Origin of the sequence: Streptomyces sp. NPDC020965 (genome assembly GCF_044333555.1) — a bacterium.
Lineage (GTDB): Bacteria > Actinomycetota > Actinomycetes > Streptomycetales > Streptomycetaceae > Streptomyces.
Genome location: NZ_JBIRRE010000016.1, coordinates 13,042 through 34,128 on the forward strand (window position 1 = coordinate 13,042; position 21,087 = coordinate 34,128).

The window sequence follows — 21,087 nt, forward strand, 5'->3', positions numbered from 1 at the left end:
GGCAATACACCCAAGGCACTGAGCTGGAGGAGTCGTTTCGTCATGTCCGCAGGCCCAGGGGGTGTTGCTCGAGTCGGGTGCGATCTTCCCTTGATCCATGTCACTGGGTTAGGCTCCCTGCCATGATCCTTCCGCTGACGGTCGCGCAACGTGAGATCTGGCTCGCACATAAGCTCACCGAGGACACCTCAACGCTGAATGTTGGGTGCTATTTCGAGATCGCCGGAAGCCTTGACATACCGCTGTTCCAGCAGGCAGTCGAATCGGCGATAGCAGAGGCAGACGCGCTTCATATCCGCTTCATGGAAAGCGATGAGGGCGGCCCGCGCCAGGTCTTCGAGTCCGGACAGACGCATCCCCTCGGTTTCGTTGACTTACACGACTCTCCAGACTCAGAGGGCGATGCCCAGCAGTGGATGAAGAAGGACCTGTCGAGTCCGGTGGATCTGGAGATCGGACCACTCTTCCGGCAGGCTCTCCTTGGCCTGACTGGCGAGCGGTATTTCTGGTACCTGCGAGTTCACCATTTGATCATGGACGGGTATGGCGTCTTCCTGCTCGGCCAGCGCGTCACCGAAATATATTCAGCCATAGCATCAGGCAGCGAACCGAAACCCACTACATTCGGCTCACTTTCAGATTTCATTACCGAGGATATAGAGTACCGAAATTCGGCCGATTATCGCCACGACCGCAAATACTGGCTGGATGAATGCTCGAACCAGCCGGACATCGTCACCCCTTCGCTGAGCAACGCCAGGGCGGACGGCCAAGCGCTTCGCGTCTCCGGTGAGATCTCCGCTTCGACCTTCGACCGACTGTCAGAGCTGGCCACCGCCGAAGGGGTGCGCTGGCCAGCACTGATAGCCACGGCGCTCGGCCTGTACCTGTCCAAGACCATGGCCACCTCCGATGTCTCCATGGGCCTGACCGTCACCGGACGGACCGGGCGCGAGATGCGGTCCACGCCCATCCACACGTCCAACGTCGTTCCGCTGAGGCTGGAGCTGTCCTCCTGGACGACCCTCGCCGAACTGGCCCGCTCCAGCGCGGAGAAGATGCTGAACGCGCTGGGCGCACAGCGCTATCGGGGCGAGGACATCTTGCGGGACCTGGGGGTGCGCGGCACCGACGGCCAGTTCGGCTGGCACCTCAACATCATTCCGTTCGACTACGCGCTGCCGATCGGCAATCACCACGCGATGTTGCGGACCCTTTCCTTAGGTGCCGTCAACGACCTCGGCGTCTACGTCTACAGCAATGCGGGCGGGTCCGGCCTACGGGTCGAGTTCGAGGCCAACCCCGCGCGGTACGGTGCCGCCGAGGTCGCCGCTCACCACCGACGATTCCTCCAGGTCCTGACCCAACTGGCCGAGGCGGAGTCCGGCGATATCGCCCTGTCGCAGATCCAGGTCACCGACGCCGCGGAACGCGCGCAAGTACTGGAATCCGAATGGAACTCGTCCTTCCTCTCAGCTCGCCCGGAGACGGTGCTCGACCTGATCGAGGAACAGGTGGCGCGCACCCCACATGCTCCCGCCGTCCTCGCCGGTGCCACCGAGCTGACGTACGAGCAGCTCAACACCGAAGCGAACCGATACGCGCGCGTTCTGGTCGCCTCCGGGGTGCGGGTCGACGACGTGGTGGGCATCGCGGTGCCCCGTTCCGTCGACATGATCGTGGCCATCCTTGCGATCCTCAAGGCGGGTGCCGCCTATCTGCCCATCGATCTCGACTACCCGCCCGCCCGTATCGCGCACATCGTGGACGACTCGGGCGTCACCTGCATCGTGACCTCCGAGGCCGGGCAGTGGGGGCTCCCCGCCGACACCGGCGCCCGGCTCCTGACCGTCGACTCGCCCGAGACCGTCCGACAGGCGCGGGCCATGGACGACCGCGACCTCGGGACCGCGGACCGGTCGGGCCCGCTCTCCGCGAGCAATCTCGCCTACGTCATATACACCTCGGGTTCCACCGGACGCCCCAAAGGCGTGGCGGTCCAGCACAGCTCCACACTGAACTACGTGTCTCGGGCCGTCGGCGCCTATCCGAGCCTCTCCGGTGGAGTGTTGCTCTACTCCTCCATCTCCTTCGACATCACACTGACCGCGCTCTTCGGCGCGCTGGCCGCCGGCGGGCACCTCATTGTGTCCAGTGTGGAGGAGTTCGCGGAGAGCGACCGGCAACGGGACGGATACGCCTTCCTCAAGGCAACCCCGACACACCTGGCGCTGCTCGACACACTCCCCGACCTGTGCTCGCCAGACGACGAATTCATCGTCGCGGGAGAACCGATCGTCGGCGAGGTCCTCAACACCTGGCGCAAGAGCCACGAGGACGTCACGATCATCAACCACTACGGGCCGTCCGAGTGCACCTGCGGCTGTGTGGACTACCGTATGCCGGCACAGCAGGAGATTCCGTCCGGCCCCGTACCGATCGGCAGACCGTTCGGCGACGCCCAGCTGTACGTCCTGGACTTCGGATTGCGACCCGTTCCCGTCGGGGTCGTGGGCGAGCTGTACATAGGTGGCGGCTGCCAGGCACGTGGCTATCTGGGGCGGCCCGAACTCACCTCGGAGCGTTTCGTCGCCAACCCGTTCGGAGAGTCCGGGGCACGGATGTACCGCACCGGCGACCTGGTGAAGTGGACGCCCGCCGGCTATGTGGAGTTCGTCGGCCGATCGGATCACCAGGTCAAGCTCCGGGGCTACCGTGTGGAGATGGGGGAGGTACAGGCCGCCATCGCGGGACACCCAGCGGTAGCGGAGTCCTACGTACTCCTGAGCGACTCCCCCACCGGTGAGCGACTGCTGGCCGCATACGTGGTACCGGCTCCCAACGGCGACATCGACCTCAGCGACCTCCGGTCCTACGTCGCCCGCCTCCTCCCCTCCTTCATGGTTCCGGCCTCGTTCAGCGTGCTGAGCGCTCTACCGAAGACGCCGAACGGAAAAGTGGACCGGGCCGCCCTGCCGGCGACCCGGCAAACACCCCTCGGCTCCGGCCGGCCACCCGTCACTGCCCACGAGCGGGCCATCGCCACCTTCATGTCCGAACTCCTGGGGACTTCGGACCTGGCAGCCACCGACGACTTCTTCGAGCGGGGTGGCAACTCGCTCCTCGCCATCAAGCTGATGACAAGGATCCGCGCGGCTTACCACACTGCCCTCTCCGTCAAGGACGTCTTCGAGCAACCCACTGCCGAACAGTTGGCCGCGCTGGTGGAGAACTCGACAGGGAACACTCCCCGCCCACGCACGCTGGAACGCCCCGAGGCCATCCCATTGTCGCTTCCCCAACGCCGACTCTGGTTCCTCAACCAGTCCGATGTGCCGCCCTCCGTCTACAACATCCCCCTCGTGGTCGACATACGGGGCGCCCTGGACACAGCCGCCCTGGGCGAGGCCATCGCCGATGTGTTGGACCGGCACGAAGTGCTGCGCACCATCTTCCCCGAGACCGCGACGGGCGCGCGCCAGGTCATTCTCGAACGCCCGGACGTGTGGCACGGCCTGCCGGTGACGGACATCGCAGACGACGCTCTCGAGGAGACCCTCAAGGAGCTGTCACGCCGTCCCTTCGACATCGTCAAGGACATTCCCCTACGCTCGCACCTGTTCCGGGTGACCGATCAGCACCATGTGCTCCTCGTGATCATTCACCACATCGCCGGTGACGGATGGTCCTTCGCTCCGTTCGGCCGCGATCTCGAACTCGCCTACGCCGCCCGAAAGGCAGGGAACCCTCCGGCTTGGTCCCCGCTTCCTCTCCAGTACGCGGACTACGCGGTGTGGCAGACCCTCAGCCTCGAAGGGCACGGCGAGTTCGCCGCCGAGATGGCGCGGCAGACGGCTTACTGGGCCGATCAGTTGGCCAGCCTTCCGGAGGAGCTCCGGCTCCCCACCGACCGCCCCCGCAGGGCTCTCGCCTCGTACGAGGGCGACACCATCCCGGTAGCCATCACGGCGCCGCTGCACGCGCAGCTACGCACGCTGGCCTCTCGGAACGGCGCCACGCTGTACATGGTCCTCCACGCGGCCCTGGTGACCCTCTTCACCCGACTCGGCGCGGGCAACGACATCCCTCTGGGGACCGGAGTCGCGGGCCGCACCAACGACGACTGGGACGACCTCGTCGGCTTCTTCATCAATACGCTCGTCCTGCGCGTCGACGCGTCGTCCGATCCCTCCTTCACCGAACTCCTCGGCCGCGTCCGAGCCACGGACCTGGAGGCGTTCGCCCACCAGGACGTGCCCTTCGACCGCATTGTCGAGACGATCAACCCGTCGCGCTCCCTCGCCCGCCACCCCCTCTTCCAGACGCTGTTGCTACTGCGCAACACCCCCCGGTCCGACCTGGGACTCAATCTCGGTGGCATCGAGGCGGACGGTGAGGAGATCCCCATCGGCTTCGCCAAGTTCGACCTCGTGTTCAGCCTCCGGGAAAGCGACACGGAGCAGCCGGCCGGCATTGAGGGCTTCGTCGAGTACTCGACGGACATCTACGACCGTTCGACCGTCCTGCATCTGGTACAGCGCTTCGTCGCGGTACTCCAAGCCGCCGTCGACGATCCGGACCGGCGTCTCAGTCAGTTCGACATCGTCGCTGCCGACGAGCGCTCGACCGTTCTCAGCACCTGGGGTAAGAACGAGGTCGACGTAACGCGCCGTACCATCCCCCAGATCTTCGAAGCGCAGGTCCACAGCCGCCCGGACGCGCCCGCGCTCGTGGGTACAAGCGGCAGCCTCACCTACGCCGAGCTGAACTGCAGGGTCAACCGGCTCGCGCGGGCGCTGATCCGTCGCGGAATCGGTCCGGAGGACCTCGTGGCGATCGCACTGCCCCGCTCGATCGACCTCGTGATCGCCACACTGGCGGTGGTGAAGTCCGGTGCCGCCTACATTCCCGTGGACATCGACTACCCGGCACAACGGATCGACGCCATGTTCGCCGACGCCCACCCACGGGCCGTGGTGGCGCAGCGCGGGTGGTACCGGCGGGAGGATGGGGAAATATCGGTCGTCGAGCTGGACTCGCCGGAGATCGCCGAGGAGCTCACCAGCACGCCGGACATGAATATCGCGGATCACGAACGCACGGCGACACTTCATCTGCAGTCAACGGCATGTGCAATCTTCACGTCCGGCTCGACCGGACGGCCGAAGGGAACCGCACTCACCCATGCTGGCATCAGCAGCTTCCTGACCAGCCTGCCGGAGATCTTCCACCTGCGGACCGACAGCCGAGTCCTGCAGTTCGGATCACCCAGCTTCGACGCGTACCTGCTGGAGCTGTGCATGTCACTCCTCTCCGGGGCGTGCCTGGTCGTCGAACCGACCGAGAAGCTGTTGCTCGGCGACCCGCTCTGCACAACCATCCAAGAACACGGTGTCACCCACCTGACGATTCCTCCGTCGGCACTCGCCGTTCTCCCGGAGAACGGGCTGCCGACCGAGCTGACCCTCACCGCCGCTGGCGAGACGGTCCCCGTCTCGCTGGTACGGGACTGGGCACCCGGCCGACGGATGCTCAACATCTACGGTCCTGCCGAATGCACCGTCATCGCGACATGGGCCGGCCCGCTCGAAGGAGAATCGGCCCCTCCGATCGGGAAACCGAGGGTCAATACCTGGGTCCTCGTCCTCGACGCGACCTTCCAACCCGTGCCGGTCGGCGTCGCAGGCGATGTGTACCTGTCCGGCGATGGCCTGGGGCGGGGGTACATCGGCCGCCCCGGGCTGACCAGCGAGCGTTTCGTGGCCCATCCCTACGGCACGCCCGGCGAGCGGATGTACCGGACCGGCGACCTGGCACGCTGGCGGGCCGATGGCAGTCTGGAGTTCGCTGGCCGTTCTGATCACCAGGTGAAGATCCGGGGCTTCCGCGTCGAACTGGGTGAGGTCGAGGCCACGGTCGCCGCCCACCCCGACGTGGCACAGGCCGCCGTGGTGATCCATTCCGACGCCGAGGAGATGGACCGGCTGGTGTCCTACGTCGTGCCGACCGGAGACACTCGGCCGTCGACGGCCGCGCTGCGTGAGTTCACCGCCCGGACGCTTCCGTCCTACATGGTCCCGGCAGTCGTCATCAGCCTGGACGCCCTGCCGATGAACCCCAATGGGAAGCTCGATCGGGCCGCACTTCCCGAACCGGATTTCGGTGCGATCGCCGTTCAGGTCGCCGGCACCGGAATGCTGGCTCTGGTCGGTGAGCTGTGGTGCGAGGTCCTGGGTGTCCCCGAGGTCGAGCCAACGGACAACTTCTTCGTGCTCGGCGGGCATTCCCTGCTCGCTTCGAAGGTCGTCAACAGGCTGAGCAGTCGACTGGATGTCGAACTGTCGGTAGCGATCATCTTCCAGTCCCCCACGGTGGAAACTCTGGCGCAGGCTCTCGAAGACCTGTCCGCCACGCCCCCTGAAGCCAGTTGACAGAATCGGAGCGTTTTCTCGTCATGAACCCTTTCGATGACCCCCACAGTACTTTTCTCGTCCTGGTCAACCATGAGAACCAGCACTCGATCTGGCCGTCCTTCGCCGACGTTCCGGTCGGCTGGGACGTGGTGCACGGCGAGGCCGATCGGCGGAGCTGCCTGGACTACGTCGAGGAGCACTGGACCGACCTGCGGCCGGCCAGCCTGATCAGGTCTATGGCAGAACAGCCGAGCTGACTGTGGCCGGCACCGGCCCCTGTGTGACCACATCAACCCTATTCGCTCGGGCGGGCGAAGGAACGGACCACCATGGAAAGCCCAAACAAGAACACCATTGTCGAATTCCTCCGCGAGTGGCTGCTCCATCTGGATACATTGGAGGGCCCCGTTGAGCTCGACCGAGGTCTGGAGGAGCTCGGTCTAGACTCGCTGAGCATTGCCGATCTGAGTGTGGCGGTTCGCAAGTCCTTCCAGGTAGAAATCAAACCGTCCGAGATCAATCCGTACGCGACAGTGGATGAGGTCGCGGAAATGATCCTCAAAGCGACAGCTCAGCACCACTCCATCGTGCATAACCCATGAGTGGGATCGACAGAGAGATGGTGGGTGGTGAAGCCACTCGGCTTCACCACCCACCGTATCGCTCATCACCTCTCCTTTTACTCTCCTTGCCCTTCTCCCTCGCCCCGCGGGCGGTCCGCTCAAAAAGGTCCGGTGTGCTGTGACGACGGCTGAGCGGTGGCTAGCGAAGACGTCCTCGCTTCGCTGTTCGGGCCCTGACCTCATCTGTCTGCCACACGCCGGGTCGGGTCCTGCCGCCTATCGAGGGTGGCAACGGAGACTGGGCACCGCTGCCACGGTGGTCCCGGTCACCCTGCCGGGGCACGGCGCGCGCCGGGCGGAGCGGCTCTGTACCTCCATCCCGGACCTCGCCCGAGGTATCACCCATGCTGTGCTGCAACGGTCCGGAACCACGGATCGCCTGGTCTTCGGGCACAGCATGGGTGCCCTGGTCGCCTACGAAGTGACACGCTGTCTCGTGGCAGAAGGGCAGCCACCTCGGGCGTTGATCGTCTCGGGTTCGCCGGCTCCGCACAGACTCGTCCACGGTGAGGGCTACTCCAACCGGCCGGACGCGGAGTTCCTGTCCTACATCGCCTCGCTGGGTGGCACACCGGTCGAAGTGCTGGAGAAATCGGGATTGCTCGACCTCGTACTCACCGTACTGCGAGCCGACTTCGCGGCCGTCGAGTCGTACGAATGGCGTGAGATCGGCCCTCTCGACGTCCCGATCGTCGCACTTGGAGGGGCGGAAGACCCCCGGGTAGCGGCTGGAGAACTCGTCCACTGGGCCGACCTGACCATAGGGCAGTCGCCTGTCCGGATCTTCGAGGGTGGCCACTTCTTTCTGTATGACCAGATAGATGAATTCTTAGCCGAGATACGAAATCTGGCACGGTTCTGAGGGGAGGGACACGGTATGAAAGAGCGTTCGGCAGAGCTCGTCGAACGGGTCGTCGACGGCGCGGTCGTCATCCTGACACTCAACGATCCAGCAAAGGGCAACGCACTGAGCCCGTCGATGTTGCACGCTCTGAACTCGGCCATCGGTGACATCAGCCGCACCCCCACGGTCCGGGCGGTGGTCATCGCCGGCCGCGGGCGGGCGTTCTGCCTCGGCGCGGATGTCGCGGAGCTGGAGCAGATCCTGGACGGGACACCCGCCGCAGACTGGGAGAGCAGGCTCGACGCACTCGCCGCCCTGGTGCTGGGTGTACGAAGGCTGCGCTGCCCAGTGATCGCTGTGCTCGACGGCCAGGTCGCCGGCGCCGGGCTCGCGCTGGCCCTGGCCTGCGACTACCGAATCGCCAGCAATCGTGTGGCGATGAACCTGGCTTACGGGCGTATCGGGGCCTCGACGGACGGCGGTGCGAGTTGGTACCTGCCACGCATCGTCGGTCACCACCGTGCTCTGGACATTCTGCTGGAGCAGTCCGTCATCAGAGCACAGCGAGCCCTGGAACTCGGCCTGGTTACGGCTGTGGTCGACCGGGACGGACTCATGGACGCCGCACTGGCCCGGGCCAGGGAACTCACCGGCCTGTCACCGCACGCTGTGGGCGCGGCCAAACGGGCGCTGGATGCGAGCTTCTCCAACTCCCTTGCAGAACACTTGAAAGAAGAACACGAAGAATTCCTGGCAGGCTTGCAGACCATGGACATGCGGCGCGGGCTAGTGGCTCGCAGTCGGGGTGAGTGGGCTGAGTTCGAAGGGAACTGACATGGACTTCTACGGCGCGCGGAAGCGCATGCCATGCGAAGCGGAGAGTGCATGATCGATCTGAGAAGTGACACGCTCACCGTTCCCTCCTCCGGCATGCTGCGAGCCATGGGAAGGGCAGCGGTCGGAGACGACAATTTCAGGGAGGACACTGCTACCAACGAGCTGGAAGAACACTGCGCGTTTCTTTTCGGCAAGGAAGCGAGCCTCTTCACGCCCACGGGCACCATGAGTAATCAGCTAGCCCTGCGTGTCCATACTCGGCCCGGCGATGAAGTGGTACTGGACGAGGCTTCGCATTTCAATACCTATGAGAGCGCGCCGAGTGCCGATCTCGCGGGTGTCTCGCTCAATACCGTGCGTACGGTGGACGGTGTACTCACCGCCGAGAACATCACGGACGCGGTAGATGCGAAGAGCAGAGATCCGCGCTATTCGCAGACGACCATGATAGCCCTAGAGAACACTATCAATTACCGCGCTGGTCGAGTGGTGCCGCTCGTTGCGCTCCAGGATGTGTGGAGATTTTCCCGGAAGAAAAACATGAGAGTTCATCTGGACGGCGCTAGGCTATTCAATGCAATGATCGCCTCCGGCACTCCGGCGCATGAGTACGGAGGCATTAGCGACACTTTATCGGTGTGTTTCGCAAAGGGTCTCGGCGCTCCTTTCGGGAGCATTCTAGCTGGATCTCGCGATGAAATCGAAGAGGCTCGCTATTATCGAAAATCCTATGGCGGTGCCATGCATCAGAGCGGGCATCTTGCAGCCGCAGCTCTGTATGCGTTGGAGAACAATGTCTCCCGTCTCGACGAGGACCATGCGCTGGCTCGGCGGATCTTCGATCTCGTGCAGCAGGCTGATATCGATGGAATCGCCATCGACGAAGTGCAGAGCAATATTGTCATCATCGACCTATCCGCCCTCGCCATATCGGCGGAGGCCGTGGTCAGTCGCATGAGTGAGGACGGCGTTCTGGGCATGGCCATCTCCAGGCACCGGGTGCGGTTCGTGACTCACCTAGGGGTTCAACCGGAGAGTTCTGGAGTCGTGGCCGAGAGTTTCCGAACGGCAGTATGTGAACTAGACGTGACTCGGAAAGGAAAGCTAAGCTGTGTGGGATGAGAGCCAGAAGTACCTCTTCGATGTGAACGGCTATCTCGTCATAAAAGATGTGCTGGACCCCGTGTTGCTGGGAAGGCTGAACGACTCCTTCGAGGCTAGCGGAGAGCACCTCAGGGAACTCGATAGGTCACTGGCGATGGGGGCAGATAAATTCGGCGCGGAAAATCGTCGCACAGAGTTCGACGACCCATTCGACTGGCCGGATTCCTGGCCGCTGGTCTTCAGTGATCTGGTGTCACATCCGCGAGCGGTGTCGCTCATGCTGGAGCTGATCGGTGACGGATTCCGGTATGACAGCCTGAAGGGCATGGTGATGACCCCTGGCACCGAGGGATTCGTCCTCCATGGGGGCGCCGGCGATCCGGCCAGCATGTGCTACTACCGCACATTAGGGGACACGATCCGGAACGGTCTGATCACCATCGCCTATGCTCTGACCGATGTGGAGCCCGGCGACGGCGGTTTCGCCTGCCTGCCCGGCAGTCACAAAGCCAACTACCCGCTTCCGGACGACGTGATGAACCTGGAAGCAGGCGGCGAGTATCTGCGACAAATCCCCATCAAGGCCGGATCGGCCGTGGTGTTCACGGAGGCTCTGATCCATGGCACGCTGCCCTGGGTGAGCCCGAACGACCGCCGTACGATCTTCGTGCGCTATGCACCTGGTGCCGTCAACTTCCGGATGAACATGCTGCCCGCGGGTTACGAGAAGCTTGAGCCACGACTCACTCCGCTCCAGCGCGCAATCTTCCGCCCCGCGTACTTCGTCAACCGCGAGAGCGTCGCCGAGATTTTCAACGAGTCAGCCAAGACTGACTAGATCGCCCTTGCCGCAAAGATTTTTGGGAAGTGAATAGTGTGCCTCCGACTCGCGCCTCCTCTCTCTGGAAAAACCGTGACTTCATGTTGCTCTGGGGAGGCCAGTCGTTAAGTCTGTTCGGCGCGGAAGTCACCATCATCGCGCTTCCGTTGATCGCAGTGCATACTATGGACTCCTCCACGTTCGAGGTCGCACTGCTGACCACGTTCACCACCCTGCCGTGGCTGTTGTTCTCACTTCCCGCTGGTGTCGTGGTCGACCGGTATCCCAAGCGGAGCATCATGCTATGGACCGATATCGCAAGGGGGGCGGTACTCTGTTCCGTTCCCCTTGCGGTAGCGGCCGAAAAGCTCTCGATATTCTATCTCTATGGCGTGGCGCTCCTGTGCGGCACTCTCGCCGTCTTCTTCCATAATGCATATCTGAGCTTTCCAGCAACGCTCCTCCGAAAAGACCAACTGGTAGATGCCAATGCGAAGACGAGCATGGCATCCACCGCAGCCATGGTCGCAGGCCCCAGTCTGTCTGGATTCCTGATCGGTGGTTTGGGGGCGGCAGGAGCCATAGCCCTCGATGGCGTCGCCTACCTGGTCAGCGCAGCGAGCTTGCTTTTTATACGGCACCGAGAGCCAAGGAAGCCACGCCGCCTCGACGAAGCTAAGCCCACTTTTCTACGTGACATCATGGCGGGCCTTCGGCTTCTTATCGCTGACCCCGTTCTTCGGCCTATCACCCTGTCTAATGTTCTGGGTAATTTCCTCTTCGCGGCATTCACCTCCATCTGGCTGCTCTACGCGGTGCGTGACTTGGGCTGGTCCGTTACCGGCCTCGGCTTGGTAATGGGTCTGAGCTCGATCGGTTCCGTCGTGGGGAGCCTTGCGGCCAAGCCCTTGATCAACAAATATGGGCTTGAGTCGGTGATTATCTTCGGTCAGGTTCTCCTGGCGCCTGGATATTTCATCGCAGCGCTCGGCCCCTCGGGCACGACAGGGCAGATATTCATCACTTTCGGCCTGTTCTCCGGAATGTTGTCGCTACTGGTATACAACATTGGCCAGCACTCGTATCGAATGATTCACTGCCCCCAGGGAATGATCGGCCGAATCAACGCATCGGCGAGTTGGCTCCAGTGGGGAGTCCGGCCGTTCGCGGCGCTGTCCGCCGGCGGTATCGCATCGTGGGTAGGCATCAAGCCGACCCTTTTGGCGTGCGCCTGCCTCTTCCCGCTCTGTCTGCTGATTCTCTGGAGGTCACCGCTGCGGGAACAGGCGAAGGGTGATAAAAGCTCGTTCGCCTAGTTATCGAACCCTTATCGCTGTCGAACTGAAAAGAGTGAAAAGGTGACCGAGATCAATTTGTCAAACCTCGTACACGAGTACTACTCCAGGGTGGACGCTGGTGATTTCCAAGGGCTCCTGGACCTCTTTGCCGCAGATGCCATCTATCGGCGTCCCGGCTATGAGCCGATGCAGGGGAAAAAATCGCTGGAGTCCTTCTACCGAGGGGAACGGGTCATCGAGCGTGGCCGGCACGAGGTTGTTTCCGTGGTGGCTCAGTCGCCCCGAATCGCGGTCACCGGTTCATTCTCCGGACAGTTAAAGGACGGGAGTCAGGTGTATCTCGACTTCGCGGACTTCTTCACCGTGGGAGCGGACGGACTCTTCTCTCGTCGAGAGACCTTTTTCTACGCTCCCTTGGTGTAGCCAGCGTTCGGCTTGAGTGTGACACCGGCCGCTCCGAGGTCGAAAGACCACCGCGGCCGGTTTTCGCACACATATAGCGATCGCATCAGCCGTATCTATCGTTCTGTTCATCCAGATCATGTGAGGGGTCAATGCGAGCAGTTATTAGCGGAGTCGGGGCAGCTCTTCCCGAACGAACAGTCGACAACACCCACTTCGAGGAAGTAGGAATGCGGGCCGACTGGATACGCCAGCTGACCGGTATCACTGAGCGGCGCTGGTTGTCGGAGGGTGAGCAGTTGTCCGACCTGGCCGCCGAGGCGTGCACGACCGCGCTGGACGACGCCGGGAGGAGTGGTTTAGACGTCGATCTCATCGTCGCCGCGACGATCACGGCCGACCGACCGTCGCCTTCGCTGGCCTCTCAGTTGGCGATGAGCCTGGGGACCAAACGCGTCGGCGCGGTCGATCTCAACGCGGCGTGTGCCGGCTTCGTCTATGCCTTGGATTATGCCTTCGCCGCGGTGGAGTCGGGCCGCCATGGCTGTGTGCTGGTCTGTGCCGCCGAGGCGGTCTCACGGATCGCGGACATGACGGACCGCACGACGGCGCCGCTGTTCGGCGATGCCGCAGGAGCCGTTGTGGTGACCGGCTCCTCGGCTTGTCACCGCAGGAAGTGCGCTCCCGTGATACAGCTCGGTTCGGACGGCACCCTCGGAGACATCCTGTACGTCGATCAGGCGGACCGCGTGATCCGGATGGACGGGACCGAGGTCTACGTCAACGCGATCGAGTCGATGGTCAAGGGAACACGTGACGTCTGCACGGCACGCGGTCTCGATCTCGCCGACATAGATCTGTTCGTCCCACACCAGGCGAACGCCCGGATCATCCGCGCCGTGGTGCGTGAGTTGGAGTTGCCGTCCGACCGAGTGGTGCTGACCGTCGGCCAGGTCGGCAACACCTCGTCCTCGTCGATTCCGTTGGCACTCAGCCGAGCCCAACAGGACGGCCGTCTCGTACCGGGAGCCCGGGTCGCCATGACCGCCGTAGGAGCGGGTGTCACCTGGGGCTCGGGGCTGGTCGACTGGAAGGGATGCGCCCATCAGCGGGAGGTGTCTGGGCCCGAGCCCGCCGCACCGCACAGGCCGTGACCACAGGCACTCACCACACCCCCACCGGGATCAAGCACGTCACCCTCTTAATGCTTTCCGACGACAATCTCGGGGCCCCCTTACCGTGCCGATCCTTCTTCCTACCCTGGCAGTCCGCGTACGCCGAGATCTACTGGGTGGACTGCTCCTGACTGGCGTTCCACCCAGTGGCCTCCCTCCGTGCACTGCGCTCCTAAGCAGATCGTCAGCGACGGTTCGCAAAGCAGCCCGGGCATACGGCTGGAAAGACAACCGGGGAGCTCAGAGCGTTGCCCTCGGCCAGCAACGCTCTCCCCTCATGAAGGGTTCAATGCAGCATGCCGACCCTGCGTAGCGATTCCGCGCTCAGGCTGGATTCCAGATGGGCCGCTATCTCGCCCGCGAGCGCTGACTTCACCTTGTCCCGTGTCCCGGACGATAGCTGCTGCTTCATCAGCTCCAGGCTTCTACGGGGTGCCTGAGCGATACGCGCCGCATTCCGGTTCGCCTCTCGATCGACGTCCTCGTGTGGGACGACCTGGACACCGGCGCCGCGCTCCGCCAGCTCTCGGCCCCGAAAGGTACGTCCGGTGTACAGCATCTCCGAGCCGAGGGTCGAGCCCATCGCCGCAGGGACCAACGAACCGCCGATCGGCGTGAAGCCATGCACGAGGAAGTTGGCGGCGTAGCGAGAACTCTGACTCAGGACCTTCACATCGCAGCTCAGCGCGAGCAGCAGCCCCCCGCCGAGCGCGCATCCTTGGGCGGCCGCCACTGTCGGAAGCGGGCAGTCCAGGACGGCCAGGAGAAGCCTTCCCCACTGGTCCGCGCGGTCTCTCCCGTCCCCCTGCATCAGTTCTGGTGCCGCGCCGGAGCAGAAGAAGGTCGGCGTGCCTTTGAGGAGAACCACCCGTGTCGCCGGGTCATCGACAGCCGTCGCGAAGGCATCAGCAAGCGCGGCACAACTGGACGAGTCCAGCTGGTTGTGCTGGCCCCCGCCTTGCATGCTGATGCGGACCAGTGCCCCTTCCCGAGCGACTTCGATACGAGGGTCCACGGCAGCGCCCGTCATGAGGTCGTCCTTCCTGTCTGGAGCCACTTCAGCCGCTCACCCATCCGCGGATCCGCGATGCGCTCGTCGAGAACCGTCCACACCAATTCCGGAGACGCCTTGTTCTGATCTGTCAGTGCGAGTACGTACCGCTTGAGGGAGCGCATCGCGGAATCGTCCGCGGCTCGAAGGCGCCGCAGGACGAGCGCGAGTTCGCGCTCCGGCTCATCACCGCACACATCGGCTAGGCCGATCCGGACGGCTTCGGGGCCCGTCACCGGTTGCGCCAGCAGCGCCAGGCCGTAGGCCCGGCGCAGTCCCACCCGGGCACCCACCAGCGGCAGGATGAGTGCCGGGACCATGCCGATCAGCACCTCCGTCATCCGGAACTCGGCCAAGGGCCCGGCCACCACCAGGTCACACACCGCCGCCAGGCCCACACCGCCGCCGGTCGCAGCACCCTGTACCAGTGCCACGGTGACCAGGGCCGAGCCGCGCAGCCGGGAAAGAAGGACCTCGATGTCTTCGAGCAGCGGACGCCACTGAGCCGGCGAGGGGTTACTGAGGTCCATTCCCGAGCAGAAGTCGTCACCGTCCGCATCGATGACGAGCACGGAGGCGCCCGGGGCGCGTTCGGCGGTGTCCAGAGCCGACAGGAGTTCCCGGACGGTGTCCGTATCGAGGCAGTTACGCGTCTCAGGCCGGCCCAGTGTCAGACGAATGACGGGCGAGCGACTGTCATCGATCTTCACCATCCGGGCCGCCCCGTGTGGCGTGGAGGGAACGCGTCGCACACCGCCGGGGGATTATCGCCATGCGTAAGCACGATGGTATTCCTCAACTCTCTCCAGGACCAGCAGGGGCGGTCGGCTGCTGCTTGTCGACGCGATGGTCCGTTCCCACGCCGAGAAATCAACATGATGTTTCCGCCGAGGGACGAGACTATCCCGACTGATGGGCACCAGGTCCGCGTACTCCGCGAAGGGCAGCTGTCGCCGCCGCTCCAGGGCACCGGAAATATCCATTTCCGTGATCCGCGCGTGGGCCCGCGGTCCCAGGACGCCGCTGTAGAATTCCGAGCAGCATCCCGATCCGTAGGAGAATAGTCCGACCCTGGTCCGCTCTGTGTCGCCCGGGTCGGCGGCAGCGGCCAGACCCGCGAGGGCCAGATAGAGCGATCCGGAGCACAAGTTGCCCGTGTCCTGCATGTACACGAGGGAACCAGCGACCCGCCGCTCGAAGTCCGCGCCGATCTCTTCCGGCGAGTACTTGGTGAACTGACGCATCATCTTCCGATGTGCCCCGCGCACCAGGCCAGCGAAAGGAGTGTGCATCGCGAGGTAGTCGAAGGAATCGACGAAGCTGACGCCCGGTCCCACGCGACGCGCATAGGCATCGAACGCCTCGTCGAGACATTCGAGGTAGCTCAGCAGCGAGAGGTCCGCGTTGTAGAGGTCGAAATCAGGGGTCGGCCGGGCAGTGTCCATAACTTCGAATGCGTACGCGCCATAGGCTCCGCGATCCATGACGAGTATGTCCGGCTGCTCCCCGACCAGTACCGCGACCGCCCCGTGGCCGGTGGTCGGTTCTGCGTATTTGGCGTGCTCGTCCATGGGATTCACGTCCGTGGCGATGATAAGCGCCTTCGCTCCCGGATCCTGGCCGGCAGCCAGATAACCCGTGGCGAGTTGCAACGCGCCGGTCGCGCCGTAGCACGCCTGCTTAACCTCCAGGGTCCGGCAGTGCCGTGAGAGGCCGAGGTACTTGTGCACGTAGGAGGCGATGGACTTGCTGTAGTCGAGTCCGGATTCGGTCGCTGTGATCAGCAGTCCGATGGAGTCCCGCTCGGCGGGGGAGAGCCGGTCGAGAACAGGACGTGCGGCGTTGACCGCGTTCGTCACCGGGTCTTCCCAGGGCATCTGGACCGAGCGCTGGCGCATCATGAGGTTGCCGCGCCGGGTCTCGTCGAGCCCCCGTCCCTGGAACAACTCGCGGACCGTGATACTAGCGACTCCGCAGTAGGCGCCTATCGCCTCGATGCCAACCGTCTGTTCGCTCATGATGCGTCGACCGCACTCAGGAAGGTGACCAATGCGCCGATGTTCGGGATCTCGGCGAACTCGGAAAGCGGTCTGTCGCAGTTGAGTCGTTCCTTGATCGAGAGGATGATCTCCACTCGGTCCACCGAGTCCGCTCCCAAGTCACTCAGGCTCAGATCATCGGTGACCTGGGCGGCCGACACCCCGGGCAACACCTCAAGGATCATGCTGACAACCTCCGTTCGCACGGCCATCAGGTCGCTCCTCTCGTCAGAGGCTCCGACGCACCCAGTAGCGTGCGTATCCCGGCGACGGCAAGAATCCGCTCGCCGCCTTGCTCGGAGATGACGATGTCTGCGAACTCGTGCCGGGGATCCTGTTCGTCCTGCCAGATCTGTACGGCGATGTCGAAGACCGCGTCGGGGTCGGCGTTCCCAAAGAAGCCGAGTCGGTAGTCGAGCGCGACCCGGTCGATAAAGTGACGGTCTTCTCGTCCCCGCGCCCGCCAGGCGCGGGACAGTGCGATGTCGGCGATCGAGAAGTAGGAGGCGAAGTAGACCAATCTGACGCCGTTGAGATCCCTGGCGACGTCCAAGGCGTATTTCGTGTGGAAGGGAGGACCCTTCGGAAAGAAGCCCGGCATGCCTGCAGGGAAGAAGCTCCCTGCCTTCCTGGCATTTCGTGCGGTCGAACGGGGTGTGTAGGCTTCAGGTAATGGTGAGAGGTGCTTGTGCCGGAAGTCAGCTGGCGATGCGTCTACCAGTCCCTTGTTCGACGTCTGGTCGCCTCGTGATATCCAGCGGTTAAAGGTTTCGACGTACATGCAATCCGGGCGTGGACGTTCGTATGCTTCGATCGGATCCAGCGTCTGGTGATCCGTCAGTTTCCCTGCCCGGGATACGCGGTGCAGAGTGAGCACCGATTGACTTCCTAAGTCGAACACACGAGATGTCACATCGATTTCGTCCCCGAAAGTAATGCCGTTCGGATGGAGCACTTCACTACTACTGACTCGGAAGTAGTAGAAGGAGAGATAGGCAGGCAGTCCGTCGGCCCTACGCGCGGTGTAGACGTTCATCCCGCTGGCGAAATTGACCGCTTCCCATGTCCAGTCGCCCATTTTCGCGTAGATCAGGGAACCGGCACTGCACATCGAGAGCGAAACGTTTACTCGCCGAGTCAGCGTGTCTTTACCGTCGAACTGTATGACATCTTCGGACCTGATGAGGGTCACGCGTGCTCCGCCTGCAGTCGCTCCAGTCGCCCACTCAGATATTGCACCAGTTGAGCCAACGTGGGGTGCTCGTGCAGGGTGTCAATCTCCTCACTCAGTTGATACCGGCCATTGACAAGCACCAAGAATTCAAGCCCGAGGATGGAATCGAGGCCAAGGTCGTGAAAGGTTATGTCGTCTTCCACTTCGGCGGGGTCGCAGTAGAGGGTCGCAACAAGATCGTCTAACAGTTGCTGGCGCAGTGCTTCGTTTGTGACACGGTCGCTCATGATTCCTCCGTAGAACAATGGCTCGTCCGGAATGCCCGGACCGTTCACCGCTCGGCAGAACATTGTTGGAACCGCCGAAGACGATCACAGGCTACCTAGCTTGATCTTGATTGGGTAGGGGCCGATTCCGGTCGCCGATGAGCTCAACTGCGACGGTTGACCGGGGGTTTCCACGCCTCGCCGGCCCCAGTCCGGTCCCGCATCGCCTTCGTCTGCCGCTCCACCGCTTCCGCGGTCCCCGGATCGACCCGGGACTGCTGGGCGGCCTGGCGGCACTCCCCCTGGCGCGGCGGGCGCGGCCGGTTGCAAGGCCGGGTCGGCGACCGCTGTGCCAGGGCTGGCCTTCAGGGGCGCGGGTGCCAGGCCGTACGGGGGCGCGGGCGTTCGTGTTCGGCACCCGTTCGTTGGCCACCGCGATCAACTGCGGACAGTCCACTCGGATACGCACGACGGTCAGCCCGGAGGTCGTAGGGTCGCTTGGCGAGTTCAAGGGCGGGTTCATCCAGGGTGAGGGGGGGCTTCGCGGACCCGGTTCCAGGTGATGCCGTAGGCGGAGGCGTCGATGGAGTCTCCCTTTGGCGTTGCGGACGAGACGACTGTCCGGTGCGACACCAAAGCGTTCGACACGGCCGAAGACGACGTAGGCGCTCAGACTGGTCAAGCGCATCTGGCCGGACGCAGTGTTTACGATCACGCTCGACAGGTGCGTTGCCCAGGTCGGCGTCCTTCGCTGTGGCGGGACGTACGCGGCGGCACCGGCGTGAGGATCGCCGCACCGGACAGTGTGGGGGCCAGACCCACCCGGATCCGACAAAGCGAGCGCAGGTGCTTTGCGTGCGCGTACCCCCTCGGGCATGCTCAGTTCGATGACGGCGACAACGAGTTCGGTGGAGTATCCCAAGCACCCGGTCCTGATAGTTGGTGGGACCGGCATGCTTGCGGGAGTGGTCCGCGAGTTCGTGCGTGATGGGCACCCTGTTGCTGTTGTCGCGCGACATCGACAGGGAATCATGGAGCTTGGACGGAGCTCTGTTGATGCCGCCCTCGTGGAGCCCGTGACCTGCGACTACGCAGATGCCCGCGGATTGCGGGCGGCTCTGCGCCAGGTGGGCAGGAAATGGGGACCATTTGGCCTGGCGGTGTGCTGGGTCCATTCGCCCCACCGTTGCTCGGTGCACGAAGCACTCAACGGATTCTTGTCCGAGAACGCAACTGTCATCGATGTTCTGGGGAGCGGAGCCGCTGATCAGGACCGCTCTGGAGGGACCGGTGAACGGCCAGAGCCGTTTCGTTCGCTGCGCTTGTCGTACCGACGAGTGATCCTGGGCTTCACGGACGGTGTCGCTGGAACGCGGTGGCTGACTCATGAGGAGATCAGTTCCGGTGTGCTCTCGGCGGTCCAGAATCCCCTCCCCACCTGCATCGTTGGACGGGTTCATCCAAGGTCGGATCGCCCGTAGTGCTGCGCGGATGAAGCAGATCCGCTCACGTACCCATTCCCGGCGACCGCCCAGTCGACGAACGACCAGGCCGCCACCGGCGGCAGACCGTGAAGGTCAAGGTCACCAGCGGCTGGCACACCCTGTGCATCCGCACGGTCAACTCCACGGGCCTGCCGTCGGGCAGGCTGGTGTTCCCATGCAGCGTGGGCCCCATGCCCACCGTCCCCGACGTCCCCGGATCGCTCCAGCTTGGCGGTATCGACACCGCTGCACCGATGCTCTCCGGCGTCATCACCACCGGCACCCGCGAGGTGATGAGCGGCGAGCGCGGCGGGGGTGACGTGGTCAGTGAGGGCGGCGCGTAGCGGCGTGGGCAGCCGGCGGGTGCACAGGACTGCGGTTCCGCGGCTACTGGGATCCCCGAAGCAGCGGAGCGCGTCGTGGGCCAGGCACGGGGACGGGGCCTGTTCGAGGGGGCCGGTCCGTCGTTGGAATCGGAGCCGTCGCCGCACTCACCCTTGGCGATGGTCGAGGGCCCAGTACCGGTCGTTCGGTGTCCGTCCGGTCCGCCAGCGAGCCCGGCGGACTCCGCCTGCCATCATGTGTCTGGAGGACTTGTGCAACGTGGCGAAGTCTGGTGGGTCCAGTTCGACGAGCGGAAGTTGGTCGTACTGCTGTCGGGAGAGGACACGTCCGGGATCCGGGTGATGCAGGTCGTCGCTCCTGCGGGCGTGGACATCAGCGGTCTGGGCATCGAAGTGACGGTCGGCGCCGGTGAAGGACTGCCGTTCGAAGGCGTCTTGCGGCTCGCGTTTCCGCGTCCAGGCTTCACGCCGTGCACGTGGCTGACCGCTGTGTCCCGGGACGACCTGATCGAGCGGGCGGCCGTCCTGTCCTCCGTGAAGCTCAGCGAGATTGACGACGCCCTCCGGCTCGCTGAACAAGCGCAGGAGCGGAACCCGGCCACGACCGCGAGGCTCAGCGAGATAAGGGATGCCCTCCGTCTCGGTGAACTCGGGTAGGTCGAGCTGGATCGGTGTCCCGGGCGAAGGGTGCCGTCCAGTGCGAGAGAACCGGGTCCGGCCCCAGCCCCCGCCGGTGGCTGCCGGACAGGTGACGCTGACGTCCGCAGGTTCGCCGGAACGAACCGAGTTCGTTCGTCTCGGCCCACCGGGACCGGCCGTGCCTGCCACACCAGCATCCGCGCAACGCCCCTGCTCGAACCAGCCAAAACCAATGCGGCAACGAGATCAAGCAAGCATCATCGAATCGTCTGCCTTGCGGCATTCATCGCGAGTGGCTACTCCTGGCACCAAAGATGCATCGGATGAAAGTCGACTCATCCGCCGAAATCCGTATATCGGTCAAGGAAGTTCTCAATGAGTGAGCAGCAAGAAGACTTCGACGACATCGTCGCCAGTGTCTCTTCGCAGGCTACCGCCGAGCAGGTGGAGGACGCGAAGCGGGTCTCACGGGAACTGGCGGAGTCACCGTCGGCGTTCGGTCCGGTCCAGATGTTCGCGCTCGACCAGGCTTGATCACATCCGCAAGCCGTCCGCCCCACTCGGGGTGGACGGC

General features: G+C 63.8%; 19 protein-coding genes. 13 read left to right on the forward strand and 6 right to left on the reverse strand.

Annotated features, from left to right (window positions below; genetic code table 11):
* Nucleotides 1–122 precede the first annotated feature (122 nt).
* From ACH4S7_RS33620 to ACH4S7_RS33665, 10 genes are all read left to right on the forward strand, one after another.
* Nucleotides 123–6,431: an amino acid adenylation domain-containing protein gene (locus ACH4S7_RS33620; protein ID WP_398525178.1), complete on the forward strand. Its 6,309-nt coding sequence runs from the start codon at nucleotides 123–125 to the stop codon at nucleotides 6,429–6,431.
* Between the two features lie 23 nt (nucleotides 6,432–6,454).
* Nucleotides 6,455–6,670: an MbtH family protein gene (locus ACH4S7_RS33625; RefSeq protein WP_398525179.1), complete on the forward strand. Its 216-nt coding sequence runs from the start codon at nucleotides 6,455–6,457 to the stop codon at nucleotides 6,668–6,670.
* A 72-nt stretch (nucleotides 6,671–6,742) separates the two neighbouring features.
* The gene (locus ACH4S7_RS33630; RefSeq protein WP_398525180.1) at nucleotides 6,743–7,015 is read left to right on the forward strand and encodes an acyl carrier protein; all 273 of its coding nucleotides are present in this window, start codon (nucleotides 6,743–6,745) and stop codon (nucleotides 7,013–7,015) included.
* A 139-nt stretch (nucleotides 7,016–7,154) separates the two neighbouring features.
* Nucleotides 7,155–7,898: a thioesterase II family protein gene (locus ACH4S7_RS33635; RefSeq protein WP_398525181.1), complete on the forward strand. Its 744-nt coding sequence runs from the start codon at nucleotides 7,155–7,157 to the stop codon at nucleotides 7,896–7,898.
* A 15-nt stretch (nucleotides 7,899–7,913) separates the two neighbouring features.
* The gene (locus ACH4S7_RS33640) at nucleotides 7,914–8,714 is read left to right on the forward strand and encodes an enoyl-CoA hydratase/isomerase family protein (RefSeq protein ID WP_398525182.1); all 801 of its coding nucleotides are present in this window, start codon (nucleotides 7,914–7,916) and stop codon (nucleotides 8,712–8,714) included.
* A gap of 51 nt (nucleotides 8,715–8,765) precedes the next feature.
* Nucleotides 8,766–9,839, forward strand: a complete 1,074-nt coding sequence (locus ACH4S7_RS33645; protein WP_398525183.1) for a threonine aldolase family protein — start codon at nucleotides 8,766–8,768, stop codon at nucleotides 9,837–9,839.
* Complete coding sequence (locus ACH4S7_RS33650) at nucleotides 9,829–10,659, forward strand: phytanoyl-CoA dioxygenase family protein (RefSeq protein ID WP_398525184.1); 831 nt, start codon at nucleotides 9,829–9,831, stop codon at nucleotides 10,657–10,659. Before ACH4S7_RS33645 ends, ACH4S7_RS33650 begins: the two co-directional genes overlap by 11 nt.
* A gap of 83 nt (nucleotides 10,660–10,742) precedes the next feature.
* Nucleotides 10,743–11,957 (forward strand): MFS transporter, encoded by a 1,215-nt coding sequence (locus tag ACH4S7_RS33655; protein ID WP_398525185.1) that lies wholly within the window; start codon nucleotides 10,743–10,745, stop codon nucleotides 11,955–11,957.
* Between the two features lie 42 nt (nucleotides 11,958–11,999).
* Nucleotides 12,000–12,362: a nuclear transport factor 2 family protein gene (locus ACH4S7_RS33660; protein ID WP_398525186.1), complete on the forward strand. Its 363-nt coding sequence runs from the start codon at nucleotides 12,000–12,002 to the stop codon at nucleotides 12,360–12,362.
* 131 nt (nucleotides 12,363–12,493) lie between these two features.
* Nucleotides 12,494–13,495, forward strand: coding sequence for a beta-ketoacyl-ACP synthase 3 (locus tag ACH4S7_RS33665; RefSeq protein ID WP_398525187.1), 1,002 nt, complete (start codon nucleotides 12,494–12,496; stop codon nucleotides 13,493–13,495).
* 307 nt (nucleotides 13,496–13,802) lie between these two features.
* Here ACH4S7_RS33665 and ACH4S7_RS33670 read toward each other — a convergent pair whose 3' ends face one another.
* The 6 genes from ACH4S7_RS33670 to ACH4S7_RS33695 are packed head-to-tail and all read right to left on the reverse strand — an operon-like array spanning nucleotide 13,803 to nucleotide 18,067.
* Nucleotides 13,803–14,546 carry an enoyl-CoA hydratase-related protein gene (locus ACH4S7_RS33670; protein ID WP_398525188.1) on the reverse strand — a complete coding sequence of 248 codons (744 nt, stop codon included), beginning with the start codon at nucleotides 14,544–14,546 and terminating at the stop codon, nucleotides 13,803–13,805.
* Nucleotides 14,543–15,280, reverse strand: coding sequence for an enoyl-CoA hydratase-related protein (locus tag ACH4S7_RS33675; RefSeq protein WP_398525189.1), 738 nt, complete (start codon nucleotides 15,278–15,280; stop codon nucleotides 14,543–14,545). Before ACH4S7_RS33675 ends, ACH4S7_RS33670 begins: the two co-directional genes overlap by 4 nt.
* 51 nt (nucleotides 15,281–15,331) lie before the next feature.
* Nucleotides 15,332–16,585, reverse strand: a complete 1,254-nt coding sequence (locus tag ACH4S7_RS33680; RefSeq protein ID WP_398525190.1) for a hydroxymethylglutaryl-CoA synthase family protein — start codon at nucleotides 16,583–16,585, stop codon at nucleotides 15,332–15,334.
* Nucleotides 16,582–16,818: a phosphopantetheine-binding protein gene (locus ACH4S7_RS33685; RefSeq protein ID WP_398525191.1), complete on the reverse strand. Its 237-nt coding sequence runs from the start codon at nucleotides 16,816–16,818 to the stop codon at nucleotides 16,582–16,584. Before ACH4S7_RS33685 ends, ACH4S7_RS33680 begins: the two co-directional genes overlap by 4 nt.
* Entirely contained in the window at nucleotides 16,818–17,798 is a 981-nt protein-coding gene (locus ACH4S7_RS33690; RefSeq protein ID WP_398525192.1) for an LnmK family bifunctional acyltransferase/decarboxylase, read from the reverse strand. The genes ACH4S7_RS33685 and ACH4S7_RS33690 overlap by 1 nt, the downstream gene beginning before the upstream one ends.
* Complete coding sequence (locus tag ACH4S7_RS33695) at nucleotides 17,795–18,067, reverse strand: acyl carrier protein (RefSeq protein ID WP_398525193.1); 273 nt, start codon at nucleotides 18,065–18,067, stop codon at nucleotides 17,795–17,797. Before ACH4S7_RS33695 ends, ACH4S7_RS33690 begins: the two co-directional genes overlap by 4 nt.
* Nucleotides 18,068–19,616: 1,549 nt before the next feature.
* Here ACH4S7_RS33695 and ACH4S7_RS33700 point away from each other — a divergent pair.
* From ACH4S7_RS33700 to ACH4S7_RS33710, 3 genes are all read left to right on the forward strand, one after another.
* Nucleotides 19,617–19,874: a hypothetical protein gene (locus ACH4S7_RS33700; protein WP_398525194.1), complete on the forward strand. Its 258-nt coding sequence runs from the start codon at nucleotides 19,617–19,619 to the stop codon at nucleotides 19,872–19,874.
* Nucleotides 19,875–20,126: 252 nt separating this feature from the next.
* Nucleotides 20,127–20,531 carry a type II toxin-antitoxin system PemK/MazF family toxin gene (locus tag ACH4S7_RS33705; protein ID WP_398525195.1) on the forward strand — a complete coding sequence of 135 codons (405 nt, stop codon included), beginning with the start codon at nucleotides 20,127–20,129 and terminating at the stop codon, nucleotides 20,529–20,531.
* Between the two features lie 357 nt (nucleotides 20,532–20,888).
* On the forward strand, nucleotides 20,889–21,047 hold the full coding sequence (locus ACH4S7_RS33710; RefSeq protein ID WP_398525196.1) for a hypothetical protein: 159 nt from the start codon (nucleotides 20,889–20,891) through the stop codon (nucleotides 21,045–21,047).
* The last annotated feature ends 40 nt before the right edge of the window (nucleotides 21,048–21,087 follow it).